Origin of the sequence: Mesorhizobium escarrei, assembly GCF_935825525.1 — a bacterium.
Classification (GTDB): domain Bacteria; phylum Pseudomonadota; class Alphaproteobacteria; order Rhizobiales; family Rhizobiaceae; genus Mesorhizobium; species Mesorhizobium escarrei.
In genome coordinates this window covers 43,045-68,199 of sequence record NZ_CAKXZT010000013.1, presented here as the reverse complement: position 1 = coordinate 68,199, position 25,155 = coordinate 43,045, and the positions used below count along the sequence as shown (strand labels likewise).

Genomic DNA, 25,155 nt, shown 5'->3' with positions numbered 1-25,155 from the left:
CGGCAGGCAGACTGCCTGAAACAGGACTGGACCGGCTCCGGAGGTTGTTTGATGATCCGCCCGATTAACACCGTCAAGCCGCCGCCGCCGCCCAGGATCGATCCAAAGGCCCATGCCGAGCAGACTACGCGGCTGCAGGCGGAAGCCACGAAATTGCAAAATGAAATCCGGCTCGCCAACAGGATGGGCGAGGTCGATGCGGCCGCGGGCGCCCGCCAGCGGCTGACGCAGGTCAATGCGGAACTGACGACGGCGCAGCCGACTGCCCCGGCGCAACAGCCGACCGCCCCGGCGCCACAGCCGACTGCCCCGGCGCAGCCAGGACCGGAGCTGCCTGCCGCGGTCACCACGGCAAACGGTAATGGCGGCGCCACCGCCGCACCGGCGCTTTTCACGGTCCAGGATCTCGGCGGCGGCGTCGTTTCGCCGGAAGTCAAGGCGCTGGAAGTCAAGACGCCGGACGTCAAAGCGCAGGAAGTCAAGGCGAACGACATTCTGAAAGCGATCGATGGTGGCAAAAGCATCGACAACATCGCCGCCGAGCAGGGCCTGGCTCCCGAGGATGTGGTGGCGGCTTTGAATGCCGGCGGCATGACGGCGGTAGCCACCGAGCATGCCAACGGCGACACCCGCACGGTGGTGATCACCGCCGGAGACCGCACGATCACCGAAAACCAGGATTATCAGCACGGCGGCTACTACACCCAAGAGACCGGCCCCGACATGCAGGCGACCTCATCGCCGATCCGTGACGATCTCGGCCGCAAGGAAACCACCAGTGTCGACGCGCAGACCGGCGCGATCACCACCACGCTCGTCGACGATCTCGGCGACGGCGCCGTCACCGAACGCACGACCAATCCCCAGACCCGTCAAACCACTACCACCGAAACCAGTGGTGACGGCGCCGTCACCGTCACCAGCAACCTGCCGAACGGGTCGACTGTGCAAACGGTGACGCCTGCCGGCGGCCCCGCATTGCCGGTAACCACGGTCACGGCTCCGGGCGGCGAGGTGACCACCCTGGCGCAATCGCAGGCGGCGGACGGCTCGGGCGTGCCGGCGATCGAGGAACAGCTTGCCGCCGGCAAAAGCATTGACGAGATCGCCGAGGCGAGCAACCTCACGCCCGAGCAGGTGATCGCCGAAATGAACGCCGCCGGCCTCGAGGTGACGCAGGGCGGTGACCCCGGCGAAACCCTGCAGATCGTCGTCACGGATCCGAATACCGGCAGGACCGCCACCTACAACAACGACTACCACCATGGTTCGCGCTCGGCGACGACCACCCAAGGAAGCACCGAGACGACCAACATGGTCGACGGCAACGGCGTGACCACGCAGACCGAGCGCAACACCGAAACCGGCGAGCAGACCACGACCATTGTCGACCCCGTGAACAACACCGAGACGACGATCGTCGTGGACAAGGACGGCCGACGCACCGAGACCATCGTCGAGACGCTGAACGACGGCGAGCCGATCGACTACGACGTCAAGCCGGGCGACAATCTGAGCGACATCGCCGAGGCCAACGGCGTGACGCTGGACGATCTCGCCGAAAGCAATCCGGAACTGTTCACCACGCCGCGCGACCCTGACCTTATTCATCCAGGCGAGACGGTGGTGATCGACGGCGCCACCAGGACCACCGTCAATGTGACCTTTAACGGCTACACGATGACCACGTCGCCGGACGGCAAGATCACGCTGACCAACGCTGCGACCGGCGCCGTCACCGATATCGCGGCCGGCACCGCGCAACAGGCGCTGGCCGAGCTGCTGCTCGACATCAACCCGAACAGCAGTGACCCGCAACAGGCCAAGGAAGACCAGATAGTCAAGACGGCGCTGGATGGCATATTCAGCGGGGCGACGCCGGAGATGACCACGGACGCGCTTGAGAAACAGCAGGCCGTGGTCGCTGCGATGGAAGCCTATGGTGGGCCGACCCCCGCCACGCCGCAGCTCGATGGCACGGCGACCTCGGTCGGCCCGTTCGGCGAACCACCGTCGGCAACCGCGCCATCAGGCGGCAAATGGGTGCCGCTGATGGTGGACGGGAACTGGCAGTGGTACGATCCGGAGGTGGCCAAGGCGATCGCGGCCGAGAACGTCGCTGTGTCGCGCCTCGGCGAGGCGCAGGCAAATTCCGCGCAAAGCCAGGCGCAGCTCGACGTCTACGCACTCGATCCCGCCTACAAGGAGGCCATGGAAGCCGCCGAAGCGACGCTCGACGACACATTGGCGCCCTATGGACTGGAGTTGAAGCCGACCGAACCCAAGGGTACGCTGGCCGAAGCGCAGGAACGGCTGAGCCTCGCCAACAGCGCCCTCGAAGATGCCGCCACGGCCACGGCCGAGTACCAGGCGGGTGAGCAGAGCCTTCTCGACGCCATCGCCAAACAGGTCGACCTGCCGGCGATCAGCGATCCCAACCAGGCTTCCGTCCGTAGCCCTGGCGGGCCCAGCGCGGAGGAAGAAAACCAGGACGCCAAGGCCGAGCATGCCGAGGTCGCCCAGCTGCTTATCGATTCGGCGCTGCGCACCGCCAATGGCAACAAGGCCACCGTCGACCAGCTGGTCGCCTCGACCGAGCTGGAGCTGAAGCTGACCGATGCCAAGCCCGGAACCCCCGAATACACGGCCATCGAAGAGCGGCTTCAAGGTCTGCAGACGCTCCAGGGGGCCGCGGCCAATCAGGTGACCTTGGCCGAGGCATACCAGGAGTATGGGATTGCGCAGAAAGCGGCGGCGGATCTTGCCGTGACCATGGAGCCTCTCAAGCAGCAACTGCTTGCGCAGGCACGGGAAAGAAACCCGCACCATTTCGACTGGGAAGGCTTCACCAATGGCCGCGGCGAGTTTACCGGCAAGATCCTGTCGCAGGACATCGTCGAGGAGAACGGCCAGCTCTATGTCGTGACCGTCTATGAGAACGCCACGTTCACCGATGAGAACGGCGATGACACGAACGTGCATAAATCCGCCCTGACATACGACCTCAACGACGACGGCATCAGGCAGGATTTCCGCGACGATCCGCTCAACAAGCAGTGGCAGGAGATGCTGGCCTCGACGGACACATCGTCGGCGCCGGTATGCACAGCCAATGCAAACGGATCGCAATCGGCGCTGGACGCGGCCAGGTCGAAGATTGTCGGGGCGCAGGTCGGCCTGCTTGATGCCGGGCTGAGAGATGCAAGGACGGCGCTCGTCGACGCGACGGCGGCGCGCGACCAGGCGATCACCGACCACGGGCCGGGGACCGTCGAGGCGCCCGCTGGCACGCTCAAGCCGGGTGAGACGGCGGTGCAGATCAAGGTGAGCGGCCGCGACATGTGGGTCGCGCCGGAGGTTGCCGCGGCCTACGAAGCGCAGGGGCCGGGCGCTATCGGCGAAAGCGGCAAGTGGGTCCAGATCGAGATGGATGGCCAGAGGCTGTGGGTGGCCCCCGAAGTCGCGGCCGCGGAAATCAATCGCGACCAGGCGGAAACCCAAAAGGACCAATTGGAGGACTGGGAACAAAACGTGCGGCCGGCGATGCTGGCGGGGCGCGACTGGTACGCTTTTTCGGCAAGCCAACCCAAGCTTCTCGAATATGGTTCGGAGGAGCACGAGGCGAAACTCAAAAACCAGTATTTTGAAGAACGCCAGGACCAGGCAATGGCTGGCTATCAGGTGCGGTTCGAGAACCTCTATGAATCCGGTCTCACCGGTGAATACAAGACCTATGCGCCCGGCGAACTCAGCGGTACGGTTGCGCAGACCCTTGGCCTCGATCCATCGAGCGAGGGAGTCGGGAAGGTCGTCGACGAAATCGCCGACCGCGCCGGCGACAACGCCGAAGTCAAGATCGTGCCGATCTTCTCGCTTGATGGCGGGATGGAATCGTCGACTGCCCTGTTCGCGATCAAGAGCGGTGGCAACGAGGCCGGCTATGTCGACAGTGCTGGTAAATATTACAGCAGCTTCGATGAGTTCCAGCACGAGAATCGCATCTTCAGCGACAAAGGCAACCTGGTCATGGCCAAGGGCGGCGACATGTCGCTCGGCAAGGATGGCTTTTCGCTCGACGAACTGGAAGTGGCCGATGCGCGCAAAGTGGATTTCTGGGACAAGGCTACCGACATAGGCCTCGGCCTTCTCGCCGGCGCCGCCACCATCGTCTCGTTCGTGCCGGGCGGCCAATGGGCCATTCCCATCGCCGTCGGCGCCGGTTCAATCCTTGGCGGCAAGGCTCTGTACAAGGAGGGTGAACACCTCCTGCAGGGCGGCGACTTCGACAATCAGTCGGCCTGGAATGTCGCGACCGGCGTAACCGCTTTCCTGCCAGTGGGCGCCGGCGCCCTGCGCTCGTATGGCCTGGCAAAGACCGGCCTGTCCGGAGGCAAGGCTTTGAATGGCGGCTTCGGGATGACCCGCTCCGATGAGGTTTCGGCGTTCCTGCAAAGCGGTAACAAGCTGGCGAACGCTGCGTGGGGCCTCGACGCCGCCGCCGTGGTTACCGGTGCTCCGCTGCTCGGCAAATCGGTGCAAGATCTGGTGGCGCATGGCGGCGATATGGACCTGCTCGAACTCGCCAACGCAATCGTGGGCATAGGCGTCGGCACCGTCGGCACAGGCCTGGGCGGCCGCTCGCTGTTGTACAACATGCCAGGAGGAGCAGGCGGAACTCGCAGTGGGCCTCATACGTCGGCCAGTTTTCCTGGCGGACCGGAATCGGGGCCGCGACCGCGGGCCGTCTACGAGATGGGCAGTGACGGTGTCTACAGGCCCACCGGCGAGCAGGTCATGCCGGATCCGAACGAGATCATCATAGACGGCGATGTGGCCGGCGAAACGTCCGGCCAGCAGGGGCCCGGTTTCGGGGCTCGGGACGGTTTTGACAACACCGGTGCGGCTAACCGGCCAACCGGTCCGCGGGCGCTGCCGGCCGGCGAGTCCGATGGTCCGAATCCACCGCCACCCACGGGCGGCAAAGGTGATCCATCAGGCGGCGGACAATCGTCCCGGCCGATGGTCGTGCATGAGCAAGGCGCCGACGGCGTCCATCGCCCGACCGACAAGCTGGTCTTCCACGATCCCAGCCACCCCGTTATCGAGGGGACGGTTGTCAACGTCCACGACGAAGGGCCGAGCGCCCCGGGCGAGCGTGGCGATGCCGAGAATCCCGGCGACCGAGACGCACAGGGAGCGCGTGAGCAGAATGTCCCCGCCGACAGCGATCCGATTGTGGTTCCGGCGCCCCGCGGCGACGCAACGACGCGCCCGGCCGACAGCGGCATGCGGCTTGTCTGGGACCCGGCGACCAAGACGTTCACCGGCACGCCGAGCGCTTCCGGAGCGAAGCTGTCGGAAGCTGGGGCCGAAGGCACCCGCCCGTTGATGCGCTACACTGTCGGCAACCGCCATACCGGCGAGATGCTCGTCGATTTCAACCTGCCGGAAGGGCAGCGGGTTGTCGCCATACCCGAATCCAAGGCGATCACGGCCGCGCCGGAGCCGGTGCCGGCTCCAGTCGAGCTCGACCCTTCCTTGCCGGTGCTTTATCTCGGCGCCGACGGCCGCTGGACAGCCGATCCGAACGCCCGCACCGAGCCACCGGCCGAGACGGACACCGGGCACCCCAGCCCGGTTCGCCCCGACGGCACGCCGACCGTCAACAATTTCGGGTCAAATCCGTACAGCTTCGGCCAGACGTTCACTGCAGTCAAAGCCGGCCTGCGGCGCATCGGCACGCGTTACCTGAACACCGAACCCCGCTATGACTATCCGAAGCTCGGCGAACTGGTCGACAGCATCTATCACCGGCCGGTTGCGCAGGACGGCGTCACCGCCGGACAGGACATCTACGTCGAGGCCGGCGGCAAATACCTGCCGGCCAAGGCCGTCGTCGCCGGCCCGCAGGCGAGCATGACCCGCGACGTCGTCCCCGACATCGTCCCATTGGGCGAGCATGCCACGGAGGCCGGCTATTTGGGTTCCGGCCCGACCGTCGAACGCGCCAAGCGCGGCTCGATAACCACGCCGAACGGCCAGCTCAGGGTCAACACCCCGGCACGGGAAGTCCATGCGTTCGATCTGGCCAAAAATCCGGAAGTCAGCCGTCGCTCGGCGCTAGGCGAAACCCTGGCCACGACCTTGCCGGCGCTTCCCGACGATGCGGCAACGCCGGCGCCGACATGGACGCCCGAGCAGGTGGAACTGGTCGGCGACTACCTCAATTCCCTCGAACGTTCCAGCGATCCTGTCGTCCGCGATGCGGTGACCATGACCAGAGTGCAGCTCGGCGGCAGGGGCCTGCCTCGGTCCGGCACGGAGATGACGCCGGCCCAGCATCATGCGCTTGTCGAAATGCTCAACGCCGACCGCAACAGCCCGTTCACCGGCTCCAAGCCGGTCGGCCAGCTTTCGAAGAACGGCCTGACGACCCTCCAGGTGTTCAGCGCACAGGGCAAGCTGCCGCATCTGTCGCCGGGAGAAGTGATCGACCACCTCGGCCTGTCGTCCGACGCCAGGCTGACCGGCGGCGAGCAGTTCCTTACCGCCGGGGCGCTGCCGGGAGAAGCCGGCTGGACCGACGCCGGCCGCGGCATCGTCGGCGATTACCTCAAGGCGGCGTCACGCTCCACCGATCCGAACCTTGCCGCCGCGGCAAACGCCGCCTCGCCGTTTTTCAAGGGGCGCGCCACCAAGCCCGGCAAGGCGGTGACCGCCGCGCAGCAGGATGCGCTCATGCAGGTCCTGCAGGCCGACAGTGGCAGCACGTGGGTCTACGGTCCGAAGCTCCAGCCGGAGACTTCGTTCAGACCCGCCGGCGAGCTTTCGCCGGAAGGCCGCTACAATGAGAAGGTTCTGTCCGGCCACGACACCTGGACGCCGTATCTTTGGCGAGAGATGCGCGGTTACGCCGCCAACCAGCAGAAGTCCGCGGACCCCGCGGTGCAGTCGCTCGCGCACGCGCTGGAGAACGCGCTGCCCGCAAGCAAGCCCAGGGCCGGTACCGAGATCAACAGCGAGGTGCCCGTCCTGCTGGAGCGGTTGCTGGATGCCGACAAGGCGAGTTCGTGGCGCGCCCCGACATTCTTCACCGATGCACAAGGGGTCTGGCGGTCCGACCGCGCCACTGTTTCCTGGTTCCTGCAGGAGCACGAAGCCAATGTCGTGGGTGGCCCCTGGCTGAACGACGTGGCGACCAACGGCGCCCTCCGGGCTGCCGGGGCGATCCTCGGCCCCGACGGCCGCACCCTCATTGCCGGCGGATCGATGCTCGGCATTGGCCTCAAAGTGCCGCTGCCCAGCCGGCAGGTCTATGGCGAACTCAGCCTGAAGAACAACGGCCCGATCCCGGACGGCGGCACCGGCTTCCTGCTCCCGGTCCATCCCAACGACGCGAAGGGCCAGAAACTTTTCGTCAATGGATACCGGCCGAATTTCGCTTATGACGAGGCGGCGGCTCCCTCCGCCCAGTGGGTCGCATCGGCGCCGATGCTGTCGAAGAACACGTTCCAGAACGAAAAAGCCGCTGGCGTTTCAGTATCCATCTTTGGCTTCTCTCTGAGTGGGACCTACGTCAATCGCACGCTGCGCTATCTCGGCGGCGAAGGCGGCCGGCCGGGATATACGCACAGGGAGCCTGGCCCGCTCAGCCAGAGGGCAGCCGCTTTCTGGGAGGAGGCCGCGAGAGGTGGCGCCAGCCACTATAGCTCCGAAGGCAAGGTGCCTGGTTTCGAGGATCGTCTCCTCTACCGCAACTACAACGTCTTGGCGCCCTTCGGAGGCGGCAAGGAACCCTGGCGCGGCAGCCCCGCCTTCGAGGGCGTTCCGCGCGAGACGGGCGCCGGGCCGCTCAACCGTCTGGACCGCACGGACCACGGCGCCGGTCTCGCCGTGAACTATGGGCCATTGCCGCTAACGACGGTGGAACTCGGCTCGGTGAGGAAGGATGTTGTCCTGCATGCCCGTACCGCCCGCGCGCATCCCGGATCCTCCGAAGGCGCGCAAAAGGTCTTCTCCGCGCTAGACAGTTCGGGGGGTCGACTGACGCCGGACGTCCTGCAGCATCTCGATGCCTATCTCGCCGAGGTTGCGGCATCGCCGCACGGCGATTTGAGGTTCGCTGGTCAGCGCGTGTTGGATGTGTTCCCGGAACTGGGCGTGGCGCCGTACCCGGACCAACTCGCCACCGCCGGCGGACGGCCAGACGGCATGAGCGGACCTGCCTGGAAGGCCGTGCGGCAACAGCTGGATCAGCAGGCTCGTGGCGAACTGACGCCCACGCAGGCGCATTACCTCAACAGGCTGCTCGAGCAGGATGTGCAGCACAATTCGCCGCCCCCGGACACCGCGCCGGCCCCGGCGGGCAACGGCCCGATTGTGCCCAGGAGTCCGGCGCCGCGACGGGAACAGGGCCGGGCGGCTGAAGGGTCGTGGGGACCGTCGACGGCAAAACCGCTGACACAAGCTGAAATTGCGGCCAACCGCCAGCAAGCATCGAGCATGCTGGACGATATGATCCAGCAGGATCTTGGCATGCCCGAGACGACCGATATGAGGGCCGATCTTGCCGATCAGGTCAGCCGGTCGCCCGAGATGATGGAACTCTTGCGGAATGCCCACGCGAAAGGCGTGCGCATCGTCAACCCGGCGCGGCGCGATCTGCGGATTTTCGATCCGAGCTTGGAACAGGATCTGACTGCAACCGGATCAGGGTTGGACCGAGCGCTCGACGTGATTTCCGTGGATGCCGATATGTTCCGCACGCCGGCCGCGGACAATGACGCGGTCGTCGCCGGATTCGTCGATGCGCTTAGCCATGAACTGTCGCATGTGACCGACGCCCCGATCGACGTGCTGCCCCAGGACTTCGCGAACCGCCAAGCCCATAGGGACGCAAACGTAGACGCCCGCTTGAAGTCGGAGGGCGAAGCGGCGCTGGTTCAATACATCGTAGCCGATGAGCTTGCTGCCAACGGCGGCAAGCCGAATCTCGCGCTGCGAGCCGACCAGGCGCAGGCCGATATCTATGACCGCTTCACCGCCGGCGAGATCGACCGCACCCAGGCTGTTCACGAGATGGCGGCGCTCTACAGGAGCATGGAGCCGAGCGTTGCGGGCGGCGGCACCTACGCAGACTACTACGGACATTTCGCGGACGCGGCATATCAGGCAGCGAATGTCGCGCCGGGCCACGAAGGCGATGTTGCATCCAACGCATCGCATGTCGTGGGTGAAGCGCGCGCTGCCGCACCAGCAAACAATGGCCAACCCGCTGCGAACAACGGACCGCTCACCCGTGACGGCGTCAGAGCGACCCCGCTTGACCAAGTGCCAGATCTCGTCATGGGCGATTTCCAGCCGACCCAGATTCCATGGCTTAAGCGCGAGCAGGTGGCCGTGCTGACGGAACAGCAGTTCCGCGACATGGATCAGGCCGGCTTGCTGCCCTATCTGACCAAGAGCCAACTGCGCGGTATCCCGAAGGCAAAGACAGGCCAGGTCAACATCGCGGGCCTCGTCGGGAAACAGATTCCTTGGCTGACCGAGGGCCACATCCGGAATGTGACCGACCAGCAGTTCCGGGATTTCGGCAAAACCGGTTTGACGCCTCACCTGACGAAACCACAGTTGCAGGCGATAAAAGGAGACATGGTCGAGCTCGTTAACATGTCGCAGTTGGAAGCGCGCCAGGTTCCATGGTTCAAGCCCAGCCAGGTCGCGAAGCTCACGTCACAGCAATTCAAGGATTTGGGCGAGGCCGGATTGCTGAAGACCCTCACCGAGCGCCAGGTTCCGGCGATCCCCGAAACCATGATCGATTCCGTGGACGTGGCGAAGTTCGATCCCAAGCAGGTGCCGTGGCTGACCGAGAAGCAGATTCCGGTGCTGACCCGCGATCAATGCGGTGCCTTCACGATCCACCAAACCGAAGCCTTGACCCAGCCGCAGATCGAAGCGGTGACACCAAAACAGTACGGGGAAATGAGCCCCGGCCAGTTCCGCAAGTTCACGCTCGAGCAGTTCGGGTGGATGAATGAGAATCAGACCAATGCGCTGTCGGTGCTGCAGCTGACAACATTTCGGGCGACCCACAAAAAGTCGATGACGCCGGATCAGCGGACGCTTGTGGAAGGCGCGCTGGTTTATTCGCGGACCAAGGAATATCAGGCTGCGCTGGACACCTTCGGGACCATGGCGGGCACGTCCTACATGCTGTGGAGCTCGCTGCCGCCAACCTGGACCGCCACCGCCGGAGCGGTGGCATTTGGTGTGCGAGGCGTCGTTTTCGGTGCGCAGGCGCTCTTCCCCAACGCAACCGCAAGTCACAAGCCGTTCGGGCGATTCCTCAACGCGCTCGGCGGAGCCACATTCATTGCCGCAGCGCCAGGTGCCGCGACCGGGATGATCCAGGGTAAGGCTCTTCTCGTCAACAGCACGTTCACGCTCGGCAACATCGTCTATGGCACGAAGTCGATGCTGCAGTCGTTCACCGGCAGACCGGTGATCCGAAACCTGGCCGAATATCTGGCTGGACCCGGCTATGTGCTTGGCTGCGCCGCCTACACGGTGCAATCCTGGCCGGCGCCGATCGCCACAGTCGCCGGCACCATGTTCACCTTCGGCTGCGCGGAATTCTGGGCATCCGCCTACAGGACGGACCGGATGAATCGCCGTTCAGTGCCGCGAACCGATGCTGATATCGCGGCGGCGGAAAAGTCCGACAGAAAATGGGCCGCATGGGATCGGTGGACTCTGGGCATCACCTTCGGCGTTGGAATGCTTCTCTTCTCGCTGGACTCCCTGCTCGCGGAGCCTTGGGAAGGCGCGAAGCCGACCCCTCCAGCCGATCCGAAAAAACCGGATGGCGATGCCTCGTCCCAGCAACCCGATGATCCTTCGGATGTGCCAGATGCCCCGCAGATCCCGGAGGAGGATTTCCCGCAGCTCGCCGTAGTCGCCGATGACGGCCTGAACCTGCGGACCCAGCCTGACGGGGATTCGCCTGTGGTGACGGTTCTGCAACCCGGGACATTCGTCGAGCAGACCGCGAAGCCCTCGACCGATCAGTCAGGGGAGGCCTGGATACCGGTCGAAGGTTTCGGGCCGGACGGCGAAATGCATAGCGGCTGGGTTTCCGGGGACCATGTCGAGGCTCATCCCGACGGCAGCAGCAACCCTGCTGGCCGCACCAATCCAACGCTGGAGAAAGACGGCTATCAGTGGATCGAGGTCAAGAACGGCGACAGCATTCGCCTGATCGCCAGGACCCATTCTGCGGATGTGGCCGAGACGGTGGTGCTCAACATGGACCATATAATGAGCCCGGATGTGATCTTCTCAGGCGACCGCATCTACCTGCCGGCCAGCTTGGGTTGAGAAACCGCGGGCCTGAGCTTGTCGGTTCTCGTAGCATAGGCATGCGCAACGCAGCCGGCCAGCTTTGCCGCCCGCTCGGCTATCGGATTGGAGGGTTCGGAAGAGTAGGAGGCGGTAAACTGCAGGTCTGACGGGTGCCATTCGCAGTCGACGATGCGCAGTTTGCCGCTTGCGAGATAGTCGTGGACGACTCCTTCAGGCAGCGAGGCTATGCCGATTCCATTGAGTGTCATCGTGATGGAAGCGGCCAGCGAATTGGCCGGAAAGATGCGCGGCGTCTCTTCGAATTCGCCGGTGAGCTTGCGGTAGAGTTCGCTGTAGGGTCGCGTGGTGCGCGCGTAGCTGATGATCGGAAACTGCATCAGGTCGTTTAGCGTCACCTTGCTCCGGTCAGGCAATTCCAGCTGTGGCGAGCAGACCCAGACAAGCGGAAAGGACGGCATCTCGATATTCTCGATGCTGTATTCCAGGACAGGGCCCATCAGCACCGCGAGATCGAGCCGGTGTGACATCAGTTCGTTGCGAAGGGTCGTCGTTGCATCGACGACGATATCGGTATCGACAAGCGGAAAGTTTGCCTTCAGCGCCGTGAGGAAATCCGGCAGCCAGGTGTGCACGATCGTTTCGGCGACCCCAAGCCGTAGCACCCTCGTCGTCTCTGAAGTCTCTGAAAGAGAGCTGGCCATCAGCTGCAGCCGCTCCGCTACGCGCAGAACCCGTTGGGCAGGCGGCAGCAGCCGTTGTCCCTCGGCGGTCAGCCTGACCGTGCTGCTCTGCCGCTCGAACAGCTTGGCGCCAAGCGCTTCCTCCAGCCCGGCAATCCGGGTGGACACCGCCGGCTGCGTGGTGTTCAGGCGTTCCGCCGCCCTGCGAAAGCTTCCGAACGTCGCCACCAGGAGAAAGGTTTCGAGCTGCTTGATGTTGAAAGGTATCACGACTGGGAATCACTCATTTGCGGCTTTCGGGAACGGCCATCAATGCCGCACAATGATCTGGCTGCCGATCTTCACGCGGTCATAAAGATCGATGACGTCGTCATTGGTCATGCGAATGCAACCGGAGGAGTTGGCCTGTCCGACGGTCCATGGCTGGTTGGTGCCGTGGACGCGATAAAGCGTGTTGCCGATATACAATGCGCGCGCGCCCAGTGGATTGTCCGGTCCTCCCTCGACATGCACAGGCAGGAAGCGGCCTTTTGATGCTTCTCTGGATCGCATTTCGGCCGGCGGCCGCCAATCTGGCCAGCTCTTCTTGCTCGATATCGTGTCGAGGCCGGACCACTCCAATCCCTCCTTTCCAACCCCCACCGCGTATCGCAGCGCCCTGCCGTTGCCCAGGATGTAGTAAAGCCGCCGCTCCGTGGTGCTGATCACGATCGATCCCTTCGGTTGAGCCTCACTGAAATGCACGATCTGCCTCGGGATTGCTGACCACTCGCGCTGGATTTCTCCATGGGAAGTCTGGTCGGGAGCGGAAGGGGAGACCAGCACATTTCTTGCCGGATCGTAAGTCCAGCTTCGTGGGTCATAACCGCTATTCGATTGGGCCTGCGCCGGCGCCACGGCGGCAATCGACGCGGCAGCTACCAGAACTGAAGCACGAAACCTCCGGATAAGGCGCGGCGCGATCAGGACTTTGCGTCCCGAAACGTTGACGGGAACAGGCAAGTTCGCAAGCAGGATCATGATTGCCGCCAAGACCGGTCTCTCCTGTATCCAGGCGTTCAGCTGGCGATCACCTGATTCCAGCGCGCACCATATCGCTTTGCAGGCGGTTCGCAACATTTGGCACCAAATGCTCGTGCGCAATCCAATTGGACTTCCAATTTTGCGATGTGCACGATAGAGTGAATTGGCGGGCAAACCATGAAACAAGCGACGCGGGCCATCGCTCGTGCGTCCCTTTGCGATAGGACCAATGTTGACGGGACGCGACACCTGCCATGCGGATCGGTTCTTGGGAGCCAAGGCTGCTTTTGCCGCCTGCGGTCTTGCGATGATCCTGGCATTCGGCCTTGCCTCGTCGCCGGCCGACGCCGCCGAGCCGCGCTGGCCTGCCGGCCCGTACAAATACATCACCGTCGATCAGTCGGTGGCCGACGCGCTGGTCGAGCTCGGCCGCAACATGCGAGTGCCCATGCGTGTCAGCAAGCTCGTAAAGGGACGTTTAAGCGCCGGCATGCCGGTGGGAACCGCCCGCGAGTTCCTGCAAGAGATCTGCGATCGATACGGGCTGGTCTGGCATTTCGATGGCATCGTCATGAACGTCGCGACCGAAGCTGAGGTCCGGACGGAAATGATCGCGCTTGATGCCAACACGGCTGCCGGTGCGGAAGATCGGCTTTCGCGGCTGGGGGTCATCGACCCGAAGTTTCCGATAAAGGTGTCCACGCAGGACGATGTTGTCTCGGTATCGGGGCCGCCGTCCTATGTTGAACTTGTCAGGAAAACACTGGGAGTTCCTGCAGCGCCGAGCACCAAGCAGGATGTTGGCAAAGTTGTTCCGGTCCGCGTTTTCCGCGGCAGGCAGGCGGAGGCGCAGAATGTTCCCTCCGGCAAACCGAACTAAGTAAGCAGGAGGGCAGGTTCATGCAAATCGCGCCGATTGGAGCCCTGGAAGCCACACTGGCAAACTTGACCACCAGCATAGCTTCGCAGCAGCAGATCACCGCCGGAACGGCAGCGCAGCCGGGTAACCGAATGGTGGGTGCCAATCAGGAAAAGGCCGCGAAGCTTGGCATGCCTGAACGCGGTGATGTCGCCATGCGGGCAGGCCAGCAGGTGGCGCAGGCGTCTTCGGGAGCCAATCCGGCAATGGCCGGCCAATCCTCCAATCTGGAAAAGACCGAGCCGGTCGCCGAACACAAGCTTTTCGACTATCTGGCCGAGGTGGAGAAGGCTGGCGGCGGGGCGCTCACCGATCCGTCTGCATTGTTCGGTTCTGCGGTCCAGTCGCTGGAAGGGACCATGCAGCAGGTCCAGAAGGCGCTTGGCCAGGCAAATGCCCCCCAGGCAAATGCCCCCGAGGCAAATGCCCCTGCGAATGCTGAAACGGCCACCATGCAGGATGGCGCCGGCAAGGCCGCCCCGTCAGGCAAGGAAGGCGAAAACGCCACCGCGAAAAATGCCGAGCAACTGCTCGAACGATCCATTTCGGTGATGTGGGCAGCCGCCAATCTCGAAGTGGTCACCAGCAGCGTGACGGCCGTTACGTCGTCCACCAGCACGCTGATCAAGCAACAGTAAGCCTACGGAGTGTTCGTGCACACGATATCCTTGCCGCGGCGGTCAACACTATTGAATCGATGCGGCGTCCGGTGCCGCGTCGCGCTCGTCGTGGCGAGCATGCTTGTGCTCCAGGCGTGCTCGGTTGAGCTGTATTCCAACCTCAACCAGCGGCAGGCCAACGAGATCGTGGCCACGCTGATGCGTCACGGCATCCCGGCTCAACGCGAGGCGGGCAAGGACGGCAAAATGACGGTTTCCGTACAGAGGGACCGTTTCGCCGAAGCCATGGCGATTCTCGACGAAAGCGGGTTGCCCAAACAGGAATTCCAGACGCTCGGCGACGTGTTCAAGCGAGACGGGTTTGTATCCTCGCCGGTCGAAGAGCGGGCGACGATGATTTATGGCCTGAGCCAGGAGCTGTCGCAGACGATTTCGGACATCGACGGCGTGCTTTCCGCGCGCGTTCATCTCGTCCTGCCCGAAAACGATCCGCTGAGACAGCGGCTGGTGCCATCGTCGGCCTCGGTTTTCATCCGGCATCGCGCATCCGTCCCGATGAATGAGCTGATCCCGCAGGTCAAGATGCTGGTGGCCAAAGGCATCGCCGGGCTGACTTATGACAATGTATCCGTCACCCTCATTCCGGTGACCGCGGCAGTTCCCGAGAACGCAAACGGCGAGCCAGGTTTCACGACGTTCCTCGGCCTCTGGTTGCATCCCGACAGCGTCGTCGCCGCGATGTGGCTGTTTTACGGCATGACGGCGGCACTACTCGCCCTGGCTGCCCGCTTGGCTTACGTCCAGTGGTATCGACGACCCGGCGTTTATGCGCTCGACGCTTCGACAATGCCGGTGAAGAAGACATGATCCAGACCGGCTCGACGCAAACCGCCAGCCGGGAATGGCAGACATTCATGGCCAATCCCGCATTCTATGCGGATGCGGCTCGGCTGGCGCAATGCTTTGACGGCACGATCGGCGAGGCTGCCTGCGAGCGAATGTTGCGGTCGCAGCGCCTGCAGGAGCGATTGTCGGAGCTTCTGCTCGACCGTTACGGCCTCAGCGGCGCCGTTTCCAACGAACCAGCCGATGAGATAGACCGGGCGATTGCCTTGTCGTCGGCAGAGGAGTTGGAGGAACTTGCGCTTCGCGCCGGCGCGATCTACTGGGCCGGCAGTCTGGCCGCCGTCATCGATGGACGCCAAGCCGCCGCGCTACAGGCAGCGCTCGGCGCGGAAATCTGCGCTTTCGCAGTCGCCAACCGCGATCTGGCCGGTCCGATGCAGCCATTGGAGCCCCTTGAAGACATTCATCGTCGTGTCCATGCCGACGGCCTGCGTTGCCTTGGCGGCTGGTGTCAGGCGACGCCGGGCGAAATCAGCATGCGGGTCCGCCTCAAGCTGATGCCGCATGAACTTGTTGACCAGCCGACAGCCGAACCATTTGCCGAAGCTGGTCCGGCGATTGTTCGACGGGCGATGGGTTAGGCGAGATGGTCGATCCGGGCAAAGCGACCACTGCGGTGCCGAGGCGCCCCGTCGCCCGCATCCTGCGCGCTGCCGAGGCTCGCGCCTGGCAGGATGGGCACGCCTTTCTCGACGAGGCCAGGCGTGATGCGCAGCAGTTGCGTGACGCCGCTCGGCGAGCCTATGCGGCCGAATATGCGCAGGGTTATGAAGATGGTAAGGCGCAAGGCGACGCGGATGCCGCGCGTCTGGTCAGCGAGACCGCGGTCAAGGTAGATCGCTATCTCGGTGGGCTGGAGGCCGAAATCATCAATCTAGCTCTCGATGTGGTCAGGCGCGTGCTGGGAGAATTCGACGCGAGCATGCTGGTCGCCAAGGCGGCCGCGCAGGCCATAACTGAAGTTCGCCGTGCCAAATATCTGAAGGTCCGACTTCATCCTGCTTCCGTTAACAGGGTTCGCGACGAACTGAACACGGTCCTGCGCGAGAGTGACTTGGGCATGACGGTCGAGATCGACGCGGACGATACGCTGGCGACGGGCGCTTGCATCCTCTCGACCGACATTGCCGTCGTCGACGCCAGCATCGAGGCACAGCTCGACGCCATTGCCGCTGCGATTTCATCAAAGGCCGAGGCGGCGGCATGACAAGTCCCGCCAGCAAGCTCGAGAGCCGCCTCGCATCGATCGTTCCGAACCTGCGTTCCGGCCTGCGTGACGATGCCAGCCGACCCAGGAAAGGGCGTGTGCGGCGGGTCACCGGCACGGTCATTCACGCGACGGTGGAGGAGGTTCGGATCGGCGAGATCTGCGAACTCCTCGATCCCAGGACCGGCACGGCGACCAAGGCGGAAGTCGTTGGGCTCATGGACGACATGGCGGTCCTTGTTCCGCTTGGCGACCTCACCGGCCTTTCAAGCCTCACGGAGGTCATTGCGACCGGAAAGACCCAATCGGTGCCCGTCGGGCCCGGCCTGCTTGGTCGGGTGATCAGCGCGTTCGGCGAGCCATTGGATGGCAAGCCGCTTTCGCCGGACGGCATTAACGGCAGCTATCCGGTCAACGCCTATCCGCCATCGCCGCTGGAGCGCAGTTTGATTTCCGAGCCTATCCAGCTCGGAATCCGTGCCCTCGATGGGCTTCTCACCTGCGCGCGTGGGCAGCGCGTCGGCATCTTCGGCGAGCCTGGCGTCGGCAAGTCGATCCTGCTTTCGGATATCGTCAGCGGCACCGACGCAAACGTTGCCGTGGTTGCGCTTGTCGGCGAACGCGGACGTGAAGTGCGCGAATTCATCGAGCATCAGCTCGGGCCGGAAGGGCTGGCGCGAGCGATCATCGTCGTCGCGACGTCCGATCGGCCGGCGATCGAGCGCGTCAAGGCCGCTTATGTGGCGACCAGCATCGCCGAATATTTTCGCGACCAGGGCAAGCATGTGCTGCTGGCAATGGACAACATCACGCGCTTTGCCCGTGCGCAGCGCGAGATTGGCCTCGCTTCAGGCGAGCCGCCGACGCGTCGCGGTTTTCCGTCTTCGCTTTTTGCAGTTCTGCCCCGATTGCTCGAGCGCTCAGGGCCTGGCCGCGTCGGCTCCATTACAAGCCTCTACAGCGTTCTTCTGGAGGGCGATGGCACGCTGGATCCGGTTGCCGAAGAAATCCAGGCGCTTCTCGACGGCCATGTTTTTCTGTCGAACGAGCTTGCGCAGCGCAATCATTTCCCGGCCATCGACGTGCTGCGCAGCCGCAGTCGCCTCATGGACACGGTGGTGCCGGCTGAGCATCGGTCGGACGCCGGCCGCTTACGGGAGCTGCTCGCCCGCTACGCCGACGTCGAATTGCTGCTGCGCGTCGGCGAATATGAAAAGGGCAGCGATGCAGTGGCGGACGAGGCGGTGGCGAAGATCGACGCCATCAACGCCTTCCTGCGACAGCCGTCCGCCACCCACGAGACCATCGAGAGGACGCGCGAACGCATGCGGGGGATCGTCAATGAAGGATCGTGACATAATCGCACGATTGCGCGACCTCAGGCGCCACGGTGAACAGCGCGCAAACGAAGCGGTCATAAGGAGATACGCCGCTGCGCAGCGGGCCGCCGGAGCGGTTCAGGAGGCGGCAGCCGCGGTCAGCAAACACCTGCAGCACACAGCCGACGCTGAGGATGCAGCATTCGGTTCGCTTGTTGGACAACCGGTGAAGGCCGCCAGCCTTCATCGGCTTCAGGGACAGTTCGAGCGCGCCGCCAGGCAAACCGAACAGCTTCGGGAAAACCAGAAGCTGGCCGGCGTCACCGAGCAGCGAAGCAAAGCCGAGTTATCGGCAGCCCGCAGCGATCATCGCGCCAGCATGAAGGCGGTGACGAAGCTGGACGGGCTGTTGCAGCAGCTGACCAAACGCACTGCGCGTCGCAGCCTGGCGCTTGCCGAGCTTTCCGAGGAAGACGAGCGCAGTCCACTGCGCCTGCCCACAGAACGATAGCCCAATCCGTGATCCTGAATATGGAAGTGTGATGCCTCAGGCCTTGGCGTCGGCAAAAAAGAAAGCACGCGCAGAACCGGTCAGACGCACACGCTCGAGCGTTGGCGAGCCGCTGACATTGGACTCTGTTGCGGCTGTGGAGGTTGAAGCATTGAACGCCTTCTACCGCCGCCGTGCTCCCGCGCAGATCACGATTGCCGGGAAAACCATGGCGCTCGCCGCCGTCTGGCCGGCGCCGAACCTTGTGGACCAGCCGTTGTGCACGATTGCGTTCATTCTCGGGGACATGGTGGGCAAATTGCGCTTGCCGCTATCTGTTGTCGAACGAGGTCTTGCCAGGGCTGACGAGCTAATCGATCCGAAACGACTGGCACCCGCTCACGCCGCACTGCTGCTGGAGTCCGTATTCGAAGAAGATCTCGAATGGATCGAGAGCAAGCTGGGCGAGACGATCGCCATCACGTCGATCGAACGAGAAGACAGCGTTCTGGACCAAACCGCGCTGGCTCTCGTCCTGACCGGCAAGGACGAAACCATAGGTTGCGCCTTGCACACCGCCAGCGTCGATCTGGCGGTGCGGGCCGGGCGCTTTCTCGACCAGATCGGCAAAGCGAGGCCACCGGTCCCTGCCGAATTCCCGTTGCCGGTCTGCCTCTGGCGCCACGCGCTTACCATCAGCGTTGGTGAGCTTCAAAGTCTGCAATCTGGCGACGTGGTGCTTTTCGATGGCGAAGAGGAAGAGGCGGCATTGGTCATTGCCGAGCGGCTTTATGCCCCGGCGGTGCTGACTGCCGTTGGACCGCAACTGCTTGCCGTCCCGACTGCAATCGCCGGATCGAAATGGGAGTGGACCATGAACCAAAACACGCCGCCGCATGCCGACCAGGCATTGGAAGAGGCAACTCTGGACGAGTTGCCGGTTGCGCTTGCCTTCGAGCTCGGCCGCACGGCGATGCCTCTCGGCGAGGTAAGGCAGCTTGCGCCAGGCGCGATCGTTCCGCTCGCCAATGTGACGAAGGAGACCGTCGACATCATCGCCAATGGCAAACGCGTCGGCCGTGGCGAGATCGTGCGGATTGGGGAGAGCCTGGGCGTGCGGATCGCCCGCATGTTCGACAATGCTTGACAATTCGCCCAACCTGCTTGGGATCCTGATTGCCGTCGGCTTTGTCGGTCTGCTGCCGCTGGCAGTCGTCACCATGACCGGATTCCTGAAGATCTCGGTCGTGCTGTTCCTCATCCGCAACGCGCTCGGCGTCCAGCAGATGCCGCCCAATCTGGTGCTCTACGGCATAGCGCTGGTGCTCACGGTCTATGTCACGACACCGTTGCTGAGCGAGATGTCGGGACGGCTTCAGGAAGGGCAGGTTCAGTTCCAGACGACCGACGACCTCGCCAGGGCGGCGCAACTGGTCAGGGAACCCTTGCAGCAGCACCTGATCAAGTTCACCCAGCCGGAAGAGCGGCAGTTCTTTCTCGACGGCACGAACCGCCTATGGCCGGAACAGGCACGACAAAATCTGAAGGACGACGATCTTTCGATACTTGTTCCTGCCTTTGTCGCGTCAGAGCTGACGCGGGCGTTTGAAATCGGCTTTCTGCTTTATCTTCCCTTCCTCATCATCGACATCGTCGTTGCCAACATCCTGATGACGCTCGGCATGATCATGGTCTCGCCGGTCCTCATTTCGGTCCCGCTGAAACTGTTCCTTTTCGTCGCCATAGATGGCTGGTCGCGGCTGATGCACGGCCTGATCCTGAGTTACGTCTGACGCCGCTGGGAGGTTTGCATGAGCCAAGACTTCATCCTGGCGAAAGTCCAAGGCGCGCTCCTGACGGTGCTGTTCGCATCAGGCCCAGCGATCGTCGCGGCGCTGGCCGTCGGCATCCTGGTCGGGCTGGCCCAGGCACTGACGCAAATTCAGGATCAGTCCCTACCGCAGACGATCAAGCTTGTCGTGATCCTGCTGGTTATCATCGTCTTCGGCCCGCTGCTTGGCCAGCAGATCGCCGAGCAGGCCTCAACGGCGCTGGACGAATTCCCCGTCGTAACGCGTTGAGGGGGCAGATGCCGGTCGAACCCTTCTTCGCGTCGATCAAGGAGCTTCAGTTCTATCTTTTGGCGGGAGCTTTCGCGCTCGCCCGCATGACCGGATTCATGCTGCTGATGCCACTCTTTTCGCGTGTGCCGTTGTCGGGCCTACTGCGCAACGGCGTTGCCCTGGCGCTGGCGGTTCCGGTCTTTCCGATGATCGTCGACAGGCTGACAAACACCGACATCGCGACGACGATGATCGTCGCCTACATGCTCAAGGAGGTCGTCGTCGGGGTAACGCTCGGGCTGGCGATGGGCATTCCGTTCTGGGCGGCCGAGGCCGCCGGCGACATCCTGGACCTGCAGCGCGGCTCGACGATGGGGACGCTGATTGACCCGATGATGACGCATGAGACGAGCGCCACCGGCACCTTGCTCGCCGTCATCATGGTGACGGTCTACCTGGCTGCCGGCGGCCTCGAGTTATCCTTGACCAGCCTCTACGACAGCTATGGCCTGTGGCCGATCGACCAGCTTCTGCCGGTGTTCAGCAAGGATGCGGCCGCAATCTTCCTCGATCTGCTGAACCGCATTCTGATGATGGCGTTGACCCTGGTTTTCCCGCTCATCGTCAGCATGCTGTTGTCCGACCTTGTGCTCGCCTTCCTGGCGCGCGCCTCGCCGCACCTCAACGTTTTTGCGCTTTCGCTGATCGTGAAGACGCTGGTGTTTAGCCTGGTCTTTGTCCTCTATTCTGCTTTCCTGCTCTACTACATGAACCGAGACCTTGGCTTCCTGAACGAGGCAGGCCGACAGATAGAAGCGATCGGCTGCCGCAGCTGTCAATGACAAGGGGAAGGTTGGGACAACAGCAAGGTCTGCGCAAGCGTCGGTCGTAAGATGAAGCAATCGTTGGCCGGCCAATAAATACAATTTATCGTTGAGGAAAGATTCTGACGATTTGACAAGCAGCCGAGCTGCCAACGATCTTACGCCCTCCCGACTTGTCTCTGAAACGCGCATACCCCCTCGGAAGCCATGGCTCGCCTGACCACTTCACCGATCTTCGAGGACCTGCGGCTGGTCGATGCGGATAGGCTGCGCAGGCTTGTCAGAATGGGCGTCTATGAGGGGCATACAGGGGGCCTGGCGAACGGCAAGCTCCAGGCCAATATTGTGATTGTGCCGCGCAGCTTTGCCAGCGACTTCCACCAGTTCTGCATCCGCAACCCGAAACCCTGTCCATTGGTCGGCGTCAATCGCGCCGGCAGCCCATTGATCCCGGCGCTGGGCGATATCGACATCCGCACCGATGCCCCCCAATACAACATCTATCATTTCGGCGAGCTGACCCGTCGGAGGACGGACATCATCGACCTGTGGCAGGATGATTTTGCCGCTTTCGCGCTCGGCAGTTCGCTGACCGTCGAAGCTGCACTTGCCGAAAAGAAACTGAGCCGCATCGGCTGCGGCAAGGCCTCACCCAAGTTCCGAACCAGGATCCAGACGGACCGTGTCGGACCGTTTGGTGGCGAGATGGTCGTCTCGATGCGTCCGATAAGCCGTTGCGACGTCGACAGGGTTCGCGCCCTCACCGCACGCTTCCCGCATGCCCACGGCTCTCCCATCCATGTCGGAGATCCCATGGTCATCGGAATAGCCGACTTGATGGCTCCCGATTGGGGCGATGCGGTGAAAATCATGGACGGGGAGGTCCCCGTATTCTGGGCCAGCAGCATCACCGCGCAGGATGCGCTTGCTCGTGCCGAACTGGCGACCTCGATCACGGTATCGCCGGGGCACATGCTAATCACCGATGTTGATGCACGCGCCGATGCAGGCGCTTTCAAGGTGTATTAGTTCCTCGACACAGTGATTTGACAGATCGGCGATCGGCAGCGTCGATAATTCCCGTCAGTGGCGAATGGCAAACCTCTAGGATTAGCCGAAACATCCCTCCACTTCGTCATCCTAGGGTCTGCGCCGCGTCGCTTCCCTCCTTGCTTCGCCCTAGTCGTGAATTTCCTGGCGATGGCCGAAACGCTCATTCCTGTATCCGAGCATGTGTTCGGCCATGGCGCCGCCTCTGATGCCCGCTTTTCCAGCTGGCGAACCCTGAGGTTGGTGGCGGCGGCGATCCGGCGCGCTTCCTGCATGTCGCCGCTTATCCGTTCGCCAGCTTGCGCGGCCGCCCGCCCTTGCGACCGTTTTCACGAGATGCAGCGCCCTTGGCGCGCGAGCGGGCTCTGCCACCGGCAGCGCCGAGTTGGGCGGCCATCCACTGTCTGGACCCGAAAACGCCTTGCAGCATCGCCGGCACATACACGTCTACATCGAGTTTCGGCCAATGCAGGCCGAGACCGGCGGGGCTGATCTCGATTTCCGCAAGATCGCCCGGCGATGCGTCGGCAAGACCTTCGGCCAAGCGTACGGGAAATGCCACCTGCACGCCAGTATTCAGGTTGACGACGATGCGCGCCGCCCGGCGATCGTAGCGGGCGGAAACAGCATGTCCGGCCTCACGCAAGGAGGCCATGCGCTTTTCGGCCCGTTCAAATTCGTCCTCAGTAACGGCCATGAATTGTTCTCCATTCCTCGCAAAGGACGATTAGCACGTTTGCCAGCTCGTCCTTGATGCGGCCCAGATCGGGCCGGTTGAACCCAAAACTCTCCCGCAGTTCCGGTGGCCCGTCAGGGCAATGCAGGATGAACACCGCTTCGCCGACCGCACCCTTGACATGGACGTGCGCGGGTCGATGATCGTTCGGATAGATGACCACACGCAGGCCATTGAAGCGGAACACAGTCGGCATTTTCCGCACATTACCAAAACCTAAGCGCTTAGGAAAGTGGCTCCGAGCAGGAATCGCATCAAAAAGACAAAGGCAGCGTGTCAGCTAACGTGAGCAGAACCGGATGATTGCAAGCATCATGCTTTCGCCGAGGCACATGCTGATCACCGATGTGGATGCACGCGCCGACGCGGGCGCGTTCAAGGTCTATTAGCAGCTCATCTGGCTTCGGGCCGGCAAAACGTGTTAAGCTTTTGCTAACTCTCCTAAGTCGAAAACCAAGACGTGATGGCTCCTTTTACCCTTGATAGATGTTAGGGCTGCTATCCAGCGAGACAAAGGAGAAAAGACCGCGATGGCCACGGTTCTGAACGCCAAGGGCGTTCCACTTCCCTACAGCGGCTCCTCCGTAAAGTGGTATTCGGCGACCAATTCCGGCCCGACACTTTATGGCAGCACATACAACGACTCGATGTATGGGGACGCTAACGTCACCGTCACAATGCGTGGCGGCAAGGGCGACGACATCTATTATCTGTATGCCGCGAAAAACAAGGCGGTCGAGCTGTCCGGCGAAGGGGTGGACACCATCTCGACCTGGATGAGCTACAAGCTCCCAGCCAATTTCGAGAATCTGACGGTCACGGGCGACAAACGCTATGCTTTCGGAAACGAGCTGAACAACATCGTTACCGGTGGCTCCGGCCAACAGACGCTCGACGGCTTACAGGGCGATGACGTGCTCAAGGGCGGATCCGGGGCGGACATTTTCGTCGTCAACCCCGGCAATGGCAGTGATCTGATCCTGGACCTTGGCGCGACGGATACGGTTCGCGTCGGCAGCTACGGCTTCACCTCCTTCGAGGAGGTGCGTGCCGACATGGTCCAGTCGGGAGCCAACGTCCGCCTCAATCTGTCCGACGGCGAGTTTCTCGTCTTCGCCAACAAGACCATCGGCGAGTTCACCGCAAGCCAGTTCAAGCTGGCCGTTGACAGGTCGGCTCTGGAACTCACCTTCTCGGACGAATTCGACACGCTGGACCTGTGGAACGGCTCGAGCGGCACCTGGGACTCGAACTACTGGTGGGGGGCCGCGAACGGCAGCACGCTCACGAGCAACAACGATCTTCAATGGTACATCGATACCGACTACGCCCCGACACGTTCCGTCAATCCGTTCAGCATTGACGACGGCGTTCTCACCATTACCGCCGCCCGGGCTCCTGAGGCGATCCGTCCCTACATAAATAACTACCAATACACGTCAGGATTGCTGACGACCTACGAATCCTTCGCGCAGACCTACGGCTATTTTGAAATTCGGGCCGATATGCCCGAAACACAAGGTGCATGGCCGGCCTTCTGGCTTCTCCCGGAGGACGGCTCCTGGCCACCGGAACTGGACGTCATAGAGATGTTCGGTCAGGATCCGAACAAGCTCATCTTGACAGGCCACTCGAACGCGACGGGAACTCATACAACAGTAGGCTCGACGGCCTACGCCTCGGATACCAAAGGGTTCCACACATATGGCGTGCTTTGGACAGAAGACGAACTCGTCTGGTATTTCGACGACGTCGAAGTCGCTCGTGCCGCAACGCCTGCCGACATGCATGACCCGATGTATATGCTGGTGAATATGGGGATTGGTGGCCAAGCGGGAGCGCCCGCCGACGGGCTTGCGACGCCTGCGGAAATGCAAATCGACTACATCCATGCCTATGCGTTGCAAGATTGGATTATCTAACATTTGACAGATGGGCTCGGCTCCGACACGTT

At 62.8% G+C, this 25,155-nt stretch carries 18 protein-coding genes; 14 read left to right on the top strand and 4 right to left on the bottom strand.

What is annotated here, in order from left to right:
• The first annotated feature begins 51 nt into the window (after window positions 1–51).
• Window positions 52–11,379, top strand: a complete 11,328-nt coding sequence (locus tag NMG80_RS01625; protein ID WP_254016518.1) for a LysM peptidoglycan-binding domain-containing protein — start codon at window positions 52–54, stop codon at window positions 11,377–11,379.
• Here NMG80_RS01625 and NMG80_RS01620 read toward each other — a convergent pair.
• Window positions 11,355–12,314, bottom strand: a complete 960-nt coding sequence (locus tag NMG80_RS01620; RefSeq protein ID WP_254016517.1) for a LysR family transcriptional regulator — start codon at window positions 12,312–12,314, stop codon at window positions 11,355–11,357. The genes NMG80_RS01625 and NMG80_RS01620 overlap by 25 nt on opposite strands.
• Before the next feature lie 39 nt (window positions 12,315–12,353).
• Window positions 12,354–13,076, bottom strand: coding sequence for a L,D-transpeptidase (locus NMG80_RS37160; RefSeq protein ID WP_436798524.1), 723 nt, complete (start codon window positions 13,074–13,076; stop codon window positions 12,354–12,356).
• Window positions 13,077–13,335: 259 nt separating this feature from the next.
• Here NMG80_RS37160 and NMG80_RS01610 point away from each other — a divergent pair, with 259 nt between their 5' ends.
• The 12 genes from NMG80_RS01610 to NMG80_RS01555 all read left to right on the top strand — a co-directional run bounded on the left by NMG80_RS01610 (window position 13,336) and on the right by NMG80_RS01555 (window position 22,444).
• Complete coding sequence (locus NMG80_RS01610) at window positions 13,336–13,947, top strand: type III secretion protein (protein ID WP_436798523.1); 612 nt, start codon at window positions 13,336–13,338, stop codon at window positions 13,945–13,947.
• Window positions 13,948–13,967: 20 nt separating this feature from the next.
• Window positions 13,968–14,624 carry a hypothetical protein gene (locus tag NMG80_RS01605; RefSeq protein ID WP_254016515.1) on the top strand — a complete coding sequence of 219 codons (657 nt, stop codon included), beginning with the start codon at window positions 13,968–13,970 and terminating at the stop codon, window positions 14,622–14,624.
• A 9-nt stretch (window positions 14,625–14,633) separates the two neighbouring features.
• Complete coding sequence (gene sctJ, locus NMG80_RS01600; RefSeq protein WP_367185900.1) at window positions 14,634–15,473, top strand: type III secretion system inner membrane ring lipoprotein SctJ; 840 nt, start codon at window positions 14,634–14,636, stop codon at window positions 15,471–15,473.
• Complete coding sequence (locus NMG80_RS01595) at window positions 15,470–16,093, top strand: SctK family type III secretion system sorting platform protein (RefSeq protein WP_254016514.1); 624 nt, start codon at window positions 15,470–15,472, stop codon at window positions 16,091–16,093. The genes sctJ and NMG80_RS01595 overlap by 4 nt, the downstream gene beginning before the upstream one ends.
• A gap of 5 nt (window positions 16,094–16,098) precedes the next feature.
• Window positions 16,099–16,719, top strand: coding sequence for a type III secretion system stator protein SctL (gene sctL / locus NMG80_RS01590; RefSeq protein ID WP_254016513.1), 621 nt, complete (start codon window positions 16,099–16,101; stop codon window positions 16,717–16,719).
• Window positions 16,716–18,074 carry a FliI/YscN family ATPase gene (locus NMG80_RS01585; RefSeq protein ID WP_254016512.1) on the top strand — a complete coding sequence of 453 codons (1,359 nt, stop codon included), beginning with the start codon at window positions 16,716–16,718 and terminating at the stop codon, window positions 18,072–18,074. The genes sctL and NMG80_RS01585 overlap by 4 nt, the downstream gene beginning before the upstream one ends.
• A 13-nt stretch (window positions 18,075–18,087) precedes the next feature.
• A complete protein-coding gene (locus NMG80_RS01580) occupies window positions 18,088–18,549 on the top strand; it encodes a hypothetical protein (RefSeq protein ID WP_254016511.1) in 462 nt (153 codons plus the stop codon).
• Between the two features lie 151 nt (window positions 18,550–18,700).
• On the top strand, window positions 18,701–19,675 hold the full coding sequence (gene sctQ, locus NMG80_RS01575; RefSeq protein WP_254016510.1) for a type III secretion system cytoplasmic ring protein SctQ: 975 nt from the start codon (window positions 18,701–18,703) through the stop codon (window positions 19,673–19,675).
• A complete protein-coding gene (gene sctR / locus NMG80_RS01570) occupies window positions 19,668–20,321 on the top strand; it encodes a type III secretion system export apparatus subunit SctR (protein ID WP_254016509.1) in 654 nt (217 codons plus the stop codon). The genes sctQ and sctR overlap by 8 nt, the downstream gene beginning before the upstream one ends.
• Window positions 20,322–20,339: 18 nt before the next feature.
• The gene (locus tag NMG80_RS01565; protein ID WP_254016508.1) at window positions 20,340–20,609 is read left to right on the top strand and encodes an EscS/YscS/HrcS family type III secretion system export apparatus protein; all 270 of its coding nucleotides are present in this window, start codon (window positions 20,340–20,342) and stop codon (window positions 20,607–20,609) included.
• Between the two features lie 8 nt (window positions 20,610–20,617).
• The gene (sctT, locus tag NMG80_RS01560; RefSeq protein ID WP_254016507.1) at window positions 20,618–21,433 is read left to right on the top strand and encodes a type III secretion system export apparatus subunit SctT; all 816 of its coding nucleotides are present in this window, start codon (window positions 20,618–20,620) and stop codon (window positions 21,431–21,433) included.
• 189 nt (window positions 21,434–21,622) lie between these two features.
• The gene (locus tag NMG80_RS01555; RefSeq protein ID WP_254016506.1) at window positions 21,623–22,444 is read left to right on the top strand and encodes a D-glutamate cyclase family protein; all 822 of its coding nucleotides are present in this window, start codon (window positions 21,623–21,625) and stop codon (window positions 22,442–22,444) included.
• A 304-nt stretch (window positions 22,445–22,748) separates the two neighbouring features.
• Here NMG80_RS01555 and NMG80_RS01550 read toward each other — a convergent pair whose 3' ends face one another.
• Both NMG80_RS01550 and NMG80_RS01545 read right to left on the bottom strand, forming a co-directional pair.
• Window positions 22,749–23,162, bottom strand: a complete 414-nt coding sequence (locus NMG80_RS01550; protein ID WP_254016505.1) for a DUF2442 domain-containing protein — start codon at window positions 23,160–23,162, stop codon at window positions 22,749–22,751.
• A complete protein-coding gene (locus NMG80_RS01545; RefSeq protein ID WP_254016504.1) occupies window positions 23,149–23,397 on the bottom strand; it encodes a DUF4160 domain-containing protein in 249 nt (82 codons plus the stop codon). Before NMG80_RS01545 ends, NMG80_RS01550 begins: the two co-directional genes overlap by 14 nt.
• 334 nt (window positions 23,398–23,731) lie before the next feature.
• On the opposite strand from NMG80_RS01545, the gene eglC reads away from it, so the two are divergent.
• Window positions 23,732–25,123: an endo-1,3-1,4-beta-glycanase EglC gene (gene eglC, locus NMG80_RS01540; protein WP_254016503.1), complete on the top strand. Its 1,392-nt coding sequence runs from the start codon at window positions 23,732–23,734 to the stop codon at window positions 25,121–25,123.
• Window positions 25,124–25,155: the final 32 nt, after the last annotated feature.